Source organism: Mesorhizobium sp. L103C131B0, assembly GCF_000502275.1.
Lineage (GTDB): Bacteria > Pseudomonadota > Alphaproteobacteria > Rhizobiales > Rhizobiaceae > Mesorhizobium.
Genome location: NZ_AYXC01000003.1, coordinates 25,718 through 40,909 on the forward strand (window position 1 = coordinate 25,718; position 15,192 = coordinate 40,909).

Annotated in this window: 10 protein-coding genes; 1 reads left to right on the forward strand and 9 read right to left on the reverse strand. The window is 61.4% G+C overall.

Annotated elements, in window-relative coordinates:
- Nucleotides 1-124 precede the first annotated feature (124 nt).
- From X730_RS0133325 to X730_RS1000000165195, 8 genes are all read right to left on the reverse strand, one after another.
- Nucleotides 125-1,312, reverse strand: coding sequence for a glycoside hydrolase family 3 protein (locus X730_RS0133325; RefSeq protein WP_023692438.1), 1,188 nt, complete (start codon nt 1,310-1,312; stop codon nt 125-127).
- A gap of 3 nt (nt 1,313-1,315) precedes the next feature.
- Complete coding sequence (locus X730_RS1000000165885) at nt 1,316-2,248, reverse strand: PAN domain-containing protein (protein ID WP_245261316.1); 933 nt, start codon at nt 2,246-2,248, stop codon at nt 1,316-1,318.
- Nucleotides 2,245-2,988, reverse strand: a complete 744-nt coding sequence (locus X730_RS157240) for a PAN domain-containing protein (RefSeq protein WP_023692436.1) — start codon at nt 2,986-2,988, stop codon at nt 2,245-2,247. Before X730_RS157240 ends, X730_RS1000000165885 begins: the two co-directional genes overlap by 4 nt.
- Nucleotides 2,989-3,049: 61 nt before the next feature.
- The gene (locus X730_RS157235; protein WP_023692435.1) at nt 3,050-4,003 is read right to left on the reverse strand and encodes a hypothetical protein; all 954 of its coding nucleotides are present in this window, start codon (nt 4,001-4,003) and stop codon (nt 3,050-3,052) included.
- Nucleotides 4,000-6,720, reverse strand: coding sequence for a virulence factor SrfC family protein (locus X730_RS157230; protein WP_245261317.1), 2,721 nt, complete (start codon nt 6,718-6,720; stop codon nt 4,000-4,002). The genes X730_RS157235 and X730_RS157230 overlap by 4 nt, the downstream gene beginning before the upstream one ends.
- Nucleotides 6,717-9,842: a virulence factor SrfB gene (locus tag X730_RS157225; RefSeq protein WP_023829579.1), complete on the reverse strand. Its 3,126-nt coding sequence runs from the start codon at nt 9,840-9,842 to the stop codon at nt 6,717-6,719. The genes X730_RS157230 and X730_RS157225 overlap by 4 nt, the downstream gene beginning before the upstream one ends.
- A gap of 37 nt (nt 9,843-9,879) precedes the next feature.
- The gene (locus X730_RS157220; RefSeq protein WP_023692432.1) at nt 9,880-11,142 is read right to left on the reverse strand and encodes a hypothetical protein; all 1,263 of its coding nucleotides are present in this window, start codon (nt 11,140-11,142) and stop codon (nt 9,880-9,882) included.
- Nucleotides 11,139-12,767, reverse strand: a complete 1,629-nt coding sequence (locus tag X730_RS1000000165195; RefSeq protein WP_245261318.1) for a serine protease — start codon at nt 12,765-12,767, stop codon at nt 11,139-11,141. The genes X730_RS157220 and X730_RS1000000165195 overlap by 4 nt, the downstream gene beginning before the upstream one ends.
- Before the next feature lie 496 nt (nt 12,768-13,263).
- On the opposite strand from X730_RS1000000165195, the gene X730_RS157215 reads away from it, so the two are divergent.
- A complete protein-coding gene (locus X730_RS157215) occupies nt 13,264-14,061 on the forward strand; it encodes a PAN domain-containing protein (protein WP_023692429.1) in 798 nt (265 codons plus the stop codon).
- Between the two features lie 157 nt (nt 14,062-14,218).
- Here the strand turns inward: X730_RS157215 and X730_RS157210 are convergent, their stop codons facing one another.
- The gene (locus tag X730_RS157210; RefSeq protein ID WP_023692428.1) at nt 14,219-14,965 is read right to left on the reverse strand and encodes a hypothetical protein; all 747 of its coding nucleotides are present in this window, start codon (nt 14,963-14,965) and stop codon (nt 14,219-14,221) included.
- Between the last annotated feature and the right edge of the window lie 227 nt (nt 14,966-15,192).

The following is a 15,192-nucleotide window of genomic DNA, read 5'->3' on the forward strand; positions in this document are numbered from 1 at the left end:
TGGCAGAATCCCCGTTGGCGGCACGACAGCAGCAAGCGCGCCCGCAAGTCCCAAAAGAAGTCCCGCCATCCCGCGACGAAGACCACCTGCCAGCATGTTTCCTCCTCGCCTGCTCAGCCTCGCGCTACCGTTCCTGTAAAATGGTCGTGTCCTCGGAAACGGCCGGTGCGAGCTTCCTTTTCAGGCGCATGATGTTCTCGTAGGATTTCTGTATCCGCTCAAGCATTTCCGGGTCCTTGCGCGCTTCCTCGGACAGGAGGGCGGCAACTTTTTCCGGGACCAGGGGGTCTGGATGTTTGTCGTTGGCAAATATCAGGATGTCGTTCCCTGCCAAAACGGCTCGGCGCACCGAGTCCTCAAAGGTGATGGTGTCGGTAATGGCCTGCATCTGCATGTCGTCGCTGATAACCACGCCCTTGAAGTGCATCTTGTCCCGCAGCAGCCCGGTTAACGTCGCGCGGGAAAGCGAGGAGGGGATTTGGGCCGAAAAGGAAAGCTTGTTATTTATCACATGGGCGGACATGACCATGTCGACATCTCCCGACGCGATCAGGTTCTTGTAGGGGAGAAGTTCCTTATCGCTCCATGTCTTGGAAACGTCGGCCATGCCCTTGTGGCTGTCCTTGGTGCTGGAACCGTGCCCAGGGAAGTGTTTCAAGACCGTTAGCACTCCCTTCGCCCGATGCGCTTCGACGAAAGCCTTCGCGTATGCCTCGACCGTCTGCGGATCGGCGGAAAAGCTCCTGCCAAGCTTGCCAATGATGGGATTTGCCGGGTTGACGTTGACATCGACGACGGGAGCCAAGTTGAGGTTGAATCCCAGATCCGAGAGAGCGGAAGCGAGGTCCTGGTAAATCACGCTGGCCTCGTCTGGACTCATGGACTTAGCCACAGTCGCCTCGCTCGGCGTCTCGTTGAACCCCATGGCTCCAGTGAACCTCTGGATACGGCCGCCCTCCTGGTCGACAGCGATGAGCAGCGGGCTTGCCGCGAAACGCTGCAGGCCCTCGTTCAGTTGCCGCACTTGCTTCAGGCCGTCGATATTGCGCCCCAGATAAATGACGCCCGTGATCTTTCCTTCCTCCGCTTGCCTGACGACTCTCGCGTATCCCTCGGCACCGGGCTCGCTGCCGACAAAGCCAACCAGCACCATCTGCCCGATCATCTGACGCAGCCTGGCGTCTTCGATTATGCGATGCAGGTCGACGTTTGGGATGCGGGCTCTCGGCACTGGGGGGTCAGCCTTCAGCGGTGAGGAAAGGCCAAAAAAGGCGCAGGCAACAGCGGTGAGAAATGCGATCCGCGGCGGCATGTTTTAATCCCTCGGAGCGACGGGATGTACAAAGTCGGGAGTGACCGTCCGGCTGTTTTTTCGCGCCGACGTCATGCCTTTTCGCCGCACCGGGTACAGGTTGGTTCCCTGGACCAGGAAACATCGGTTGGGTCTCACGGTCACCCACGTAAACCCACCGCATCCACCGTCCGAGTGACATTGCCCCATGCATTCCTGATAGGAGATCGCAGGCGATTCCATGCCGTTTCCAATGAAGCCGCTCAGGGTGAAAAGCTCCCAGTCGGCAGTCAAGGTCGGAGGAGGGGCCGATGGTCTAGCCTTGAAATAGAGGCCGGACCGTCCCAAAGGGTAGGATTGCACGAAATCGAAGCCCGATTTTAAAAAGCATCGATTCACCTCCTGATTGTAGGTGAACGCCCGGCAGGAGGTTCGGCTGTCACACAGAGCCGAGCAGCTTTCGGCGTTGGGCGCATCGATGCCTTTTGACACGAGATCGCCCCCCCAAAGGTCAACCCCGCTGAAGGACGCATAGTACCAGGACTCGGCATTGGCGGGATCGTGATAGCCTGGAATCCGCTGGCGGGTGCCGCCGGTCGAGAGCGGGTCAGGTTGTGCTGAGGCGACCGCTGGAAACAAACGGCAGAGGTTGGTTGAAGAGGAGTGATCGAACCCGGCGCAGCCCGAACGCTCCAGGCAGATTTTCCGGCAGTCGTCCAAAGGTCGCCGGAACTCGGCACTGGGGGTTCCCCTCAATGCGGTCTCTGGATATTCGAGAAGTTCGCCTCCTGACGCCTGCGCCAATGCCTGCGTAGCAATTCCAGGCATCGCAAGCGAAAATGTCAGCAGAAACGCCGCCGACGCTGTTCCGACCACGCGCAACCAATGCCGCCTCCGCTGCATTCCGCTTCCCTTGGCCCAACCCATGAAACCGATATGTAAGAGCGGTTGGGTCAAGGACTGATCGACCCTTCGCAGTAGGTGGTGCGAAGGAAATTCTCGTATGCGTTGGCGTGGTTCGAGCCCGTGTCGCTAGCGTCGACGCAAAGCGAGCTCAGCAGGTTGTTGGCTTGCGCATTGCCCTCTAGCGCGAGTTCGAAATACGAACGCGCCGCCTTATTGGAGTCGATCGCGTCCACGCGGTCCGGCGCGAAGGTCCTTGGATCATACCATTTCGCCATTTCGAGCTTCGCGTCCTGGTTGCCTCTCTGCATTGCGAGATTGATCGCCTGCAGCCCGACGCTCCGGTCTCCGCGCTTGAAAGCCTCCTCGCTTAGCGCGAAGAGTTCATGGCCGTCAGTGTCGGTTTCCTTGAGCTTCGCCAGCCTGGCTGCAAGCGGAGGATTTGTCGGGTCGGTGTAATTCGAAAGCAGGCTGCGCGTCGCAGCGGTCGAACCCACGTTCACGCGTCCGGCGCCCACGCTCGCGAACAGGCGGCACTCGTCCTTTTGAGAATGGTCAAACCCCTGACATCCCGAACGCGCCTCGCAGAGTTTCCGGCATTCTTCTATCGGCTTGGAAAACTGGGCGCTGACGATCCCGTTCAGCAGAGTGTCCGGGTAGTTGAAAAGCTCGTTCGCCGCGGAATTTTCCTGTGCTCCCGCTGACAGGGTCATGCCCAGCAAGATTGCAGCAGCCATGGCCGCCATGTACCCCCTGAAGTGGAGGAAATACTTGTCGAAGCTGCTCTTCAGCATGCCATTGTCCCTCTGACGGTTCCATAGGCGGCGAATTGCCGGACCTTGTGATTTTCAATCATTATTCCAGCGTCCCCTCGCAATAAGTGTCCTTCAGGAACCCATTGAACCCAAGGTCTTGAGGAGAACTCGCGCTCTTCGCGCAGAGGGAGCGGAGCATTTCCCTGGCCGCTGTCTCGCCTTCTACCGACAGTTCGAAATAGGCCCTCGCCGCCCTGTTCGCATCCGGTCGATCTGCTCTGCTGGGCTCGAAGGAGCTTGGATCGTACCAGCGCGCAATCTCGAGTTTCGCGTCCTTGTTGCCCCGCTCCATCGCAAGATTGATCGCCTGCAAGCCGATTCCGCGGGCGCCTTCCCGGTATGCCTCGCCGCTTAGGGCGAACAGCTCAACGCCGTTAGTGTCCGTCAGCTTCAGCCTCTCGAAACGCGCGAGCAAAGGCTCGGGGTTGTTGAACCAACCCCTGCTGTCGGCAATGTAGTATCCTCCCCCTGCCAGAAGCAGCGCCAACGGGATCAGTAGGTACAAGAACCGCCTCTTCTTTGGCGGCTGGGCCAAAGGCTGGGGTTTCGGCTCCACCACCCGTGGCAGCTCAACAACCTGTTCGAGGGCCTCTTCAAGCTCCCGTTCTATAGCCTGAGGAATGGACATCTTGAAAGGGGTCAGTTCCTGGGACCAAGCTCCCGGGCTAGGTGGGATCGGCGGCCAGAAGGCGCTCCCCTCAATGTCATGGCCTTCGACTTCGATCTTCACCTGCAGGTCGACCGGGATCTGGTCGCAGACCTCGGGTCCGACGACCAGCGTGGCCGAATTCGCGCCGCGGCTGACGACCGCTGCCTCTACGGTTGCGGGACGCGCCTGCCATCCGGCGGCGCCAAGATAGGGAGCGTCCTTGGACTTGCGCATGATCGACAGTCGCAACCCCGGAGAGCTGCCTAGTTCCTGCGGGAACGTGATCAGGGCATGCCCGAACAGGCGCGTCTCGTCCTCGCTGACTTTGACCGCAACCTTGTTCATCGAGCAGTCCCAACGGGCGCACCAAGCAGCGGCGCGGACTCATCGAGCGCGTCCAGTATGGCCCTCAGGCGCTCGTTCTCCTCGACGTTTATAATGATCCCTTCGCCCGAGAGGACGTTGTCAGTAACCACTTGGTGGAAGGCGTACATCCACTCCGAGAGCGCGAGGTAGGAGAAGTTCCGCCGCTCCACCCCAAGCCCGTCGCAGTCTGAAACGCTCGGACGGCGGGCAAAAACCCTAACTTCACCGTTCTCAGTGCCGTCAGGAGCCAGAGGCCGCTTGTTCTCGGGCATCGCGTCGAAGCCAAGCGTGCTGACGAAACGGTTGATGTGGCTCGTGGCAAGAAAGCCAGCCTTCTCGAGCAGGATGTCGGACCTTTCGACTGAACTTCCCGAGAGCTTGGCAAGGTCCCTGGCTATGCGCTCTTCGAGCCCCGATCGCCGCGCGGCAGATGTAAGCTCGGCGACCAACTCGCTTGCGGACTCTTGCCCGAGGCCAATGGCCTGCAACGCATTGTCGTTTCTCGCGAGTGCGAAAAGGCCGTCCGTCCAATGCCTGATGGCTGACCGGGCGAGATAGGCTTCGCGCGGCAGCGCTTTCTGCGAAACCGACTCCCCGGAGGAAACCACGGCCGCGGCCACCTTCTTCTTGCTGCCGGGCAATGGAGGGGCGCCGGGCCGCGGAGGCGCAGGTCGCTTCTTCGCCGCGGCGTCTGTCCGTCCTTCGGAACCTTCCTCCGGCGCGTTCTGCCGCTTGAGGCGGTTGCCGTACTCGATGTGAAGGTGTTCGGAGATTCCGTTCTGCGATATCTGCAGCATCTTCATGGCGGTCCCGAACTGGTCCCGCTCCCAAACCTCGGTGAAGTTTGCGAGAATCTGGTCCGAGACTTCCCGACGCTCGGCTATCCGCTTGTTGATGTCGCTTTCGATGAAATACGGAGCGAGCACACGGCGGATATCGTGGGCTATGTCCCCGACGCGGCCTCGTATCTGTGAATACTTGATGTCGGGACGACAGATGGCCGCGAGGTTCTCCGCCAGATAGCTTACGCCGCCATCGTTCAGCCTGAGGGCCTCGTCGAAGGCCTTGGCCGGCTCGCGGAAGTGCTGCTGAACTTCACTGACCTGAAGATACGCCTCGCGCAGCGCGGCGACCTTCGCGACCTTGTCGGGCAATATCTCGGTCTCCACGCCGCCTTTGTACTTGATCAGGGACTCTGCCTTGAAGTTCGGGTTGCGCAGCCAGTAAGAGTTGTTGAAAGGCCTGTCCGGCATCCATTCGAACGGCCACTTGTGGGCCTTGCCGAAAAAGCGCGTTAGCGAGGCGCCCAGGCGCGCGCTGAAACGATCCGCCAGGCTCTGTCCTTCCTCGCCCGCCTTTTCGCTGAAGTGCATGTCGAACATCGTCAGCACCAGGAACAGCGCAGTCTCGGTCCGGGCCCGATCGAGCGGGCTTTCCCCGTGCGAGGTTCTGATCCAGTCGTCGATCATGTCGGGAAGGGTCGCGACGTCCTGGTTCGAGGGCTTGATGCACAGCAGCATGCTCGAAAGCTCCTGCTCTGCAACGTAGCGGTCGAAGAGGTAGGCAACCTTGCCCCGGACGAAGAGTTCCTTGAGCGCGTCGGGGTTGCCCTCGATGAAGGCCTGAAGGTCCACCTTCTGCCTGCTGCGAGCGCCCGGGAAGTCCAGGAGGTCTGTGTGCTCGAAGAACGGCCATGGCTGTTCCGATATCGCAATCCGGAGTTCAGCCACCAATGCGGCGATAACGGGTCTCGGCAACGAAACCGTCGATCCTTTCATTGGCCGGATCAGCAACTCGTCCTGGCCGGATTTTCCGAGCCCCCGCAGCGTCTCGACGTCTATGATGCTGCTTTCCCGGGGAACCAGCGCCTCGACAGGGCAGTAGGCATCCTTGGCGAACCCAAGGCTCTCAAGGGCGGTGACGAGTTCGACGAAGAGATCGGTAAATTTCTGCAGACCGCCCCATAGCACGGAAAAAAGGTCGCCGCGGTCGGCAATGGAAAGCCGGGAGCCAAGGAAGGCCGCTTCCTCCCAGTAGGCCCCTAGCGTCTCGATGTTCGGCAACCCGGCGAACTGCTTCTCGAAATACTCCTGGAGGTCCCACACGTCCTCCTCGGCCAGGCCATCCGTCGCTGCCTGCGGCATAGCCCGGCTCTTCGCCCTTTCCAGGGTGGACAGGACGCTGTCGGAAGTCAGCGGCGCGCGTTTCTTCGCGTCTCCGTCAAGGAAGAAGCTGTTGCCCAGGACCTTGGCCACGTCCGTTTCGCTCAGCATCCTCAGCACAACGGGCGCGCCGGGCGGACTTGGCTCTTCTCGAACCGAAAAGCGGGTGACAAGCCCGGTCGACTCCCGATCGCCACCGGGGTTGATCTCCCGGATGAAATCGACCTCCCGCCCGAGATCGCCGAAGCGAGCCATCAAGGGCGCGCTTCCATTGCGGGCCAGGACGGACACAAGATAAGACTTGCCAGCCTGGCTGGGGCCGAACACCCCGACGCACATGGGGCGGTCTATGGCCAGCATCGCCTTCCGGGTGGCAACGATCGACTTCTTGAGCTGCTGCTCGGCGCCCGAGCGCGTGCTGCCGACCCGCTCCGCGTTTGCTGAGGCTCCGATCCAGACAAGGCCCTCCTGCGCCGATTTCAGCGCCGTGTCGCAGGTCTTCTTCAACTCTTTACGCATGCCTTCAGCTTTCACTGGATGGAGATAATTCCGGTATCGAGCCAGTAGCCGTCGCCCGCCTCGACCGCGAGCGTGTCCAGCTTCAGCTCCATGATGCGCTTGACCGGAGAGCCGTCGGCGTCCTCCGCGTCCTGAACCACGAACTCCTCGCGGGTCGCCTCGCTCGTAAGAAGCGCGATCTCGTTCGCCTCGTCGTCTTCCGGCACCTGCACATTGCGCGCGATCGTGACGCGGACCGGCTTTCGCACGCTCCGCGCCGATCGCGTCTGCGCGGTGGTCAGCTTGTAGAGCGGAGTCGCCACCCAGCGCTCCAGTGGAAGCTGCCTGAAGCCAATGCGAAGCGGGCTGTGGTAGTCGAATTCCGCCTCGGCTTCCGCCGTTGCGGCATCGAGGTCGATGTCCGAGAAAAGCAGGGTTTCGTCCGGCAGCACGGAGCTGCCCTGAAGCCGACCGATGTACCGGGCCGTCGACTTCATCCTGAGGTACTGGGAATAGAGGGTGAAGTTGGTGATCTGCCGTTCCGCGAGCGCGCACAGCATTGCGCCCACGACCGCGGTCGTCTTTGGATCGTCGATGTGCGTGTTGCTGACGCCCCGGAAGGGATACCACGTGCCGACGCGATAGTCCTTGATCGGAATGACGCGGTCAGGCCGGACCGACATCTTGTTCATGAACAGGCTTATCATCTGTGGCAGGCGCATCGGCCGCCCGGTCAGCAGCACCACGTCAGCGTCCAGATGGTTGATCGCTTCCGCGATGTTGTCGAACACGCCGTCGAAGATCGACAGGACGCACTCTTCGACCGCCAGCGGGTCGACTGCTATGTCGCAGTCGGAGACCGTGAACTCTCCGGCTCCCAGAGCCCCTATGCTGTCCTTGAGATATCCGAGGATGCGCGCGTCAACCGGAATGTCGCCTCCGGCCGTCGTTCGTCCCCCGGTCTCGAAGAAACTGCCTGCCTTCCGGATTTCCGTCTTGCGGCTCGTCGCAGGCATCGCTTCGCATTCGGACAGAACCGCGATGGCGATTGGCTGCAGAACCTGCAGAACGAACTGGCGTCGCAGGTGCTTTTCCTGCTCGGACATGTTCGGGTTGTCGCCTGCGAAGCGGTCCTTGAGATAGTTCCGCGCGTTCGGGAGGCCCGCTTGAGCCAGGCCTTCCTCGAGCCTGGGTATGACAAGCCGCTCGATAACCACCTTGAGGAGGTCGTCCCCCGCGATACGGAATCCCTCCCGAAAGTTCTGGTCGGGGAAAAGGGCGACATTGTCGGTTTGAAAATAGGTCGTAACCATGAGGTCGGTGGTGCCGCCGCCCACGTCGACGCTGGCGACGCGCAGGGACCGTTCGAGCTTCTCCTTGGCCTTGGACGCCGGGAGCGCCTTCGGCCTCTCCCTGTCCTTGCCGAGCATGTCGAACAGCGTCCTGATCGACCCGCCCAGCTTGTGCACGGCCTCGCCGTAGAGATAGACCAGATGAACTGAACTCGCCTCGTCCCAGGAGCAGTGGATTTCCGGACGCTGGCTGTTTATGCCGCTGTCGCTGTCGCCCCATCCCGACAGGGACCAGAGAAGCTTGACCGCGGCTTCTGCGCGCGACCGCAGGATGCGCTGCTCCTGGATCGGGGTCGCTGACGGGATCGTCAGGATGATCCTGCGCAGGCGTCGCGGAGAATCTTTGAGTCTTCTCTCCCGGCGGGTGCCGGGGTTGTTCATCATCGACATCGCCTGCGCAATGATTTCGACAAGCATGAACGTGAAGAAGGACGACCTCGAGAAGCAGAAGCGGCTCGCCGTCTGCAGTTCGCTCTCTTTGACTTTCAACCTGAACTGGCGCCTGTCGCTCTCGAGCTGTTCGAGGACGTCGCCGCGGTCGTTTATGAAGCGGTACATGGAGCGCTCGATCAGCGGCTCGGTTCCCGCATGGCCCGCCGAGGCCGAGCGGAACTTCCACTCCTGGAGAACCGGATCGGAACTCCACAGGTACCGCTTCGGCGAAGAAAGCCCCGTGGCCGCCTCGGTGCCTTCCGACTCCCCGCGCAGGCGGGAGGCCTCGGGGCCGATGCGGAGCAGGCTTGGCCAAAAGAATGCCCGCGGTCGGCCTGACCGCCTGGCGATGTCTTCCGCTCCGAATTCCCCGGCCACCAGTTCGCACTGGCTTTCGAACGGATCGCGATAGACGAGTTCGGGCTTGGAAAGGTCGCGCAATTCCAGCACGACGGAGTTGTTGAGGTCGACGTTCACGTCGTCCGGGAACGACTGGATCAGAAGTCCGCACGACCGCGAGTTCCCGATGTCGAGCACCAGGTCGACGTCGACTGGATGGACGTTCCTGTTGTCGCTGACCGTGTCGATGAGGGTGACGCGAACGGGCTTGATCACGCTGGCGAGAAACTGGACGAAGGTTATGTAGCGGGCGAGGTGCTCGAACTGGAAAGGAAAGTCATCGGGCCTCAGCTCCTTGCCCTTCCTCTGAAGCTTCTTGAAGGAGTGGAGGATGTCCCTCAGCCAATCGTCCAGCCATTTCTGGGCGTCCACGGGCCCTTGTCCGGGAACGTCGACCTTATGGGACAGGAACGAGATGACGTCTGGAAGCTGGCTGACGAACCGGAACGATTCTGTCCGCATCGCGTCTTCCGGACAGGGCGCGAGATAGGGACGGTTCGTCTTGCGGGGCGCAAGCGAGCTGTCGAATGCGAAGATTGCCCTGTGCGTTCCCTTCCGGTCGCCATGGGCGTTCCTGGTTTCCGTAACCCTTACCCGGACCCAGTCGGTCGGGCCCTGTGCGTAAATTTCGTTGCCCAGCGAGTCCTTTCCGGGTTCGATCTTGAAGAACGGCACCGGAACCCAGCGGTCGAGGAAGGTCTCGAGCGCCCTCGACTTCGCGATGTCGTATACCACGTCGTCGCCACTCGGGGGATACGGCGGCTGGTCAGAGTCGGGGTCGTCATCGTTCCAGTTCGGAAGCAGGCGGATCAGCGTCTTTCCATCCGACCCCGTTTCGCCCGGCGACACACGCTCGATGAACGACCTCGTAAGACGCGGCGAAGCGTCGAAGTCAAACCCGAACTCGACGAACTGGAGGCCGCTGTCCGGCACCAGCGTGAAGCCGTCGCTGAAATCGGCGAGGTTGGTCAGCATCGATTCGTCCTGTCAGGCTGGTGGCGGCTTGCTGCAGTCATGGAACATTGAACTCCATGACTTTCATCTGCGTCGCGTCGTGAGACTCTTCAGTCACGCTGCCCGGGTAGCTTTGAGTGGCGTCACCCTTCTTGAGGATGACGTTGAAATCCGTCCGCCGGGCAGGATCTCCGCGCTTGTTGAACATTCTCAGGTAGACCTCGTAGTGTCCGGGCGGTGGCTTGCTCGCCCACGTTATGTGTTCGACCGGCTTGGTGCTCTCTCCATTGAGATTCATGTCGATGTCGTGCACGCCCCCGCATTTCGGCTGTCCGTCCAGAAGCACCATTCCGCCGTCCGGGCACTTCACGAAGAGGTCCAGGTCGGTCCGGTTGTTCCAGATGAGCGTCACCTGCGTCTGGCCTTCCGCACCGCCTGCGCTTTCGACGCGATTGTCTGCTTCCTGCGCTGGGTCAGTCTGCTCGGCCCTTGGCGCCGGAGCGGGGGGCTGGCACGAGTTCAGATGCCGCCGCAGCTGCTCCTCGATGACAGCTTCTTCCGACATGAGTTCCCGCGTGCGCAAGCTACTATGGTCGACAGTCGGCTGCGGCGCCGCAAGGGCGCAGTAAGCGCCTCCGCCCTTTCCAAATGCGGTGACTCCGAACGGAAGGACCAAGCCGCAAGCCGGGAGCAGCAGCCACGCGGTCGCCCCCGCGAGTGCTACGGGAACAAGCCAAAGAAGCCTGCGGGCGACCGACTGCCACCAGGCAGGTCCAGCAGATCGCACGGGCCGCTCCGTTGCTGTGTCCGCAACAGAAGCCGTCGGCGGGCGGTCCCGGGCGGCTTCAGCAATCTGTCCCTTGCCGCTGGTTTCCGCGTCATGTTTTTCGTAACCCCATGCCGTAAGCACGAGCACTCCGTCGCTCCCGTCGGAGCCGCCGGAAACCCATACGTTCTCGTCGTCGGGGAATGTCACCGCGTTGCGCAGCGCAGTAGCCGTCGAGCGGGCTGCCGGGTCGGTGCGAGCCTCATGCGCGGCGGCCGCACGAAGAACTGCGCGGACGGATTGGTCGAGCCGCGCCTTGTAGACGGACGCCGTTTCGGGCGGGAGGTCCGTCAGCCGGACAAGAGGCTCGTCGCGCTCGGTATACCAGTCGATCCCAGAGCCGTCCTTTCGCGGCACCGGTTCGGCCAGCTCGAGCCCTATGCCCCCGGGGAATTCCCGTCCGAGCACGGCTTGAAGCCTATGGACCGAGCGCTCCGCGGTCGACCCGAGGGAACGCATCAGGCTGAGGGTCGTGGTCGCGACGAACTGGCTCATTTGACAGGGCCTTCCGTTGGCCCTGCGGCCGCGGCTATTCCCGTGGCCGGATTACACGGCTGATCGGCGCCGGCCACCGTCACGCCGTTGGCTGACAGGAACCGGATGGCGTCGCTCGCGCCGAGGGAGAAGTTCAGCTTCTGAACGTTCCCCCCGTCGAGGACTATGAAGGTGTTGACTCCGACGGCCCGGCCGCAGGCGTCCGAAAGGGGACCTCCGCTGTTGCCGGGGGAAATGTTCGCGGAATGGGTAATGACCTTTGCCGCCCCGCCCTGAGGCATGGCCATGACGTTGCCCTGCGTGACGACCATCTCAAGATTGGCAAGCCCCGTGGTGTCGCCATTGAGGATCGCTCGATAAGTGCTGTCCATCGACATCACGAATGACGGAAAGCCCCCCGCGATGACGCTGTCCAGCCTGGCGATTTCCGTAGAAAGGTGCAGGGGCCTCACAGTGCTGGGGGCATCATCCACCCGAAGGAGGGCAAAGTCCGGATTTCCAGTCTCGCTGCTTGCGGATCTTGCAACGACACGGGCGGGAACCGCACGCCCGAGTGCCTTGCTGGCGACGAATACCGTCCCCCCGGCGCCCTCGACAACGTGGTTGTTGGTGAGGATTTCCCTCTGGCTCACAAAGAACCCGCTTCCAGTGCTGAGGGAGTCCGCCGAGGGTGCGAGCACGAGGACCGTCGCCGAGTCTAGGGCGGCGAGAAGCGAATGCGGTGAGCCGGGGGCAGGCGCCTGCCCGCGGGCGGCTCCTGACGCGCCGTTTTCTGTTCCACCGCCGGACTCATGGAGCGGCGGACCGAGAACAGATGAATCTGCCTCGCATGCAGCCTTTGCGAGCTCCCTTTTCATTTTGCCGATTCGCTCTTCAAGGCTCCGGTTGACCTCCTCGTTGTTCACGAGTGGAGCTGTCGGTGGCGGCGGGAGCGCTTCCGGATAAACGAGGTTGCCCGGCGAGGCCGCGTAGATCAGGCAGGCGGCGAACACCAACGAAAGGGCAGCTATGGGCCAAAGCCAAGACTGTTTGTGTCGAGCTGGCGCCGTTGATTGAGCCTCTTGCGTGGATGCTGCGGTGGCCTCGGGTGCAATCACGCGCCGCGGGGGAGACAGTCCGGCAGTGGCGAAACCTCCCAGGGCAGCCCACGCCTGACCAGGCACCCGGGGGGACATGCCGCTTGGAAGGTAGGGGCCAATTGTCTGCTCGCTGTGCCGCACGAATGCGGCGCGGGAGGAGCGGGCTTCCTCCGGCAGCACTCCCCAATTCGTGAGGACGGCGTTCTCGCCGACGGCGACGATAGAGGCTTCGTCCGCGACATTGAGCATCGCCCCAACGGTCCCGCCGATTTCCCGGTCCGCCAGGGCTGGTCGAAGCGCCTCGATCCGCGCGGCCAAGTTCGACTCGATCCGCGACCGTTTTCCCCGATCGAGTTCGCCCAGTTGCTTCGGCTCCTCGTCGAAGCTGCTGAACCACGCCACGACCAGGCGGCCGCCCTCCTGCTCCTTGGCGTTCGGTTCCGCGAACAGCCGCGAGGTGTTGTCCCCGCACAGTTCATCTATGCGGGCGAATGCCGTTTCGCAGTCGCGCCACAGCGGTTTCCCTGCGACAGCCAACACGTCCACGGCACGCGCGGACGTTGAACGAACGAAGTGGACATTGCCCCCCCGAGCCATTAGGCACCTTCCCCTTGCCGCAATAAATCGTTGACCATGCGGCGTCCCCGGCCTCATATTTCGACGTAAAAAACGCAGTGTCAACGAGCCCTCAAGTAGATTCGACTCAGATGCTTAACCTGTAGCGGGCTCGCAGCCTATTTCACGTCCTGGCGACCGTTTCTATCTTGAACCCAATTTCGCGGTGCTCATCCCCCATTTATAGCTGGAAATGCAAATTCTGGAGAATTACGGTGGCGCCGGGCTGGTATTGCCGAGCCCTAAAGGGGCATTGCCTACGGCAAAGAAAAATGAGGCAACAGGAAAGATCGCGACCTGTCATGAGAATCCTGGCTGGCCGTCTAGTTCGACCCTTCACGTCGCCAGTCATGACATCAAGCCGGCGAACTTCGCTGACTTGGCGATCAAGTCCACTTGAAACAGAATAACAGCGGCCGGGGGAAACATGTTTGCGCATCTTTTTCGCTGCGGATTCCAAGAGTTCGTGCTCGGAGTCGCCGGGTCGTCTCTGGCAACTCTCGTCCTTCTAGTCGGCATTCAACCGATCGGCGCGCAAACCACGGCAGTGTTCTTCGACTATCCCGGGACCTCACTGAACGGGTTCGTCAGCGCGCAGGTCATCGCACCCTTGGAGGCGTGTCGTTCCCTTTGCACCTCGCGTTCGGGCTGCGTTGGGTTTGACCACTCGACCGAGGGCGGCGTTTGTCGGCTTTTGGCGAGCGTAGGCTCCGCCAGCCAAAATCGGCTTTCGACGGCAGCCACGCGGAACCTGGTCGCCGGCTATCGTCCTCCCTCAAATCCACCCGAGGCGCCTTCCGCCGTCCAGCCGAAACCCGCAGTTGTGCGCTCGGAGCCGCCAGACATCAGTGGCCGCAAGGTGAGTTATCGATCGATTCCTGGCGACCCGAGGCCGATAGGCTGGGTCTATATCAATGTCTGCAGCGGAGCCCCGGTCGATGCGGCCTCAATTCGCAGTTCGATCAACGGATATGTTTTTGAATCGTTGCGCGTCATTCCGGGCAGAATTGAACAGTTTGACAGGAACACCACACCGCAATGTGCGCTGGTGCCCAAGGCCGTTGGCTATGCCTCGCCGAGCGCCGAGGAATGGAGAATTGGAGCGGTGCTGGAGGAGATGCGTCCGATCCTTCGTGCTGCAGGAGTGGGAACGCGCGCGGACGGTCTATTGCCCATGCAAGGTTCTGACCGCTACCGCATCGATATATGGCTTAGTCACGAGTGAATGCCTCGGCTTCACTGCGGGACCGGCAGCGCGGCGAAATCCGAACCGATGCCGTTGGGATAACCGAAAAAATCGTGATCGGGATGTCCCAAGACCCTTCGACGCTAATATGCGAAGGTAAGCCCCACCGAATGGACACTTCAACGGCTCGATCCTATCAGCAGCCATCGAGTGCCTTTATGCCTTCGATGTAGTCCTTGCCGCCCTCATTCACTGTCCTCACTTCGGCGCGGCCAGTGCATGTCGTCGCACCCTTCCTGAACGCATAGCTGACGAAGAACAAGTCTTCTGCCTTCGCTTGTATGCCGAGAAGCTTAAGGGGCGCCTGCATCCCTCCGTAGAAGCCACTCAGGGCGGCTGCTGAGAGAGGACCCTTGGTGCTCTTTTCTGGAACTACAAACCGCGCCGCCTCCTTGCCGTCCCCAGTGCCGAGGGCCAGATAAAACGCCCGCACGACAGTCGCGGCAGTGCCATATTGTTCAGTGATGTCCTCTTCAGGCGCGATGCTCCCGACAACGGCCATGAGCGGGGCTCGGTGATTTGCGTTATTTGCAGCCCATCGATCAACGACGCCGACAGTCACGCGGCGTCCGATCAACGATGCCATGGCGCTTTCCATACCGCCCACCGGCACGACGTGAACCTCGCGGAAACTGGATGCGGGATCAGCAAAGTCCGCGCCCTCAAGGCAGATGTCGGCATCCAGTTCCAGTAGGTAAGTCGGCTCGGGCTGATCTCCTGCCTGCACGTCTTTGTAGTTCGGCGGCCCGGGAAGTATCCGACGATCGAGTTGGCCGCTCAGCTGCGATGGCTGCCCTTTTGAGATGTCGTAGCAGGCGGCCTGCGCTCCGCTGACCGCAACGACACCGTAGAAAACCAATGCGGTTGCCCCAAGATATTTCATAGTTCGCTCCCCACAAAGCCAATGCCATATGGCATTCATTCATGGCGTCGTTCAACCGATACATGACCGAGTGTTTTTAACCCTCGTTCTTTGCAAGATCGTCGCCAAATGCTCGATGCGCATCATAACCTCGCCGCGTGACGGCTGGGTCGGCGAACGTCAGGCAAGAGTCGGGCAGCATGTGCGCGCAGGCACTCTGTTGGTCGCCGTCGTTCCTCGGAGCGTAG

Excerpts from the sequence above, each read along its gene's own strand:
- X730_RS157240 (WP_023692436.1), bottom strand. The coding sequence starts at position 2,988 with ATGCTGAAGAGCAGCTTCGACAAGTATTTCCTCCACTTCAGGGGGTAC.
- X730_RS0133325 (WP_023692438.1), bottom strand. The coding sequence starts at position 1,312 with ATGCCGCCGCGGATCGCATTTCTCACCGCTGTTGCCTGCGCCTTTTTT.
- X730_RS157235 (WP_023692435.1), bottom strand. The coding sequence starts at position 4,003 with ATGAACAAGGTTGCGGTCAAAGTCAGCGAGGACGAGACGCGCCTGTTC.
- X730_RS157210 (WP_023692428.1), bottom strand. The coding sequence starts at position 14,965 with ATGAAATATCTTGGGGCAACCGCATTGGTTTTCTACGGTGTCGTTGCG.
- X730_RS157220 (WP_023692432.1), bottom strand. The coding sequence starts at position 11,142 with ATGAGCCAGTTCGTCGCGACCACGACCCTCAGCCTGATGCGTTCCCTC.
- X730_RS157215 (WP_023692429.1), top strand. The coding sequence starts at position 13,264 with ATGTTTGCGCATCTTTTTCGCTGCGGATTCCAAGAGTTCGTGCTCGGA.
- X730_RS157225 (WP_023829579.1), bottom strand. The coding sequence starts at position 9,842 with ATGCTGACCAACCTCGCCGATTTCAGCGACGGCTTCACGCTGGTGCCG.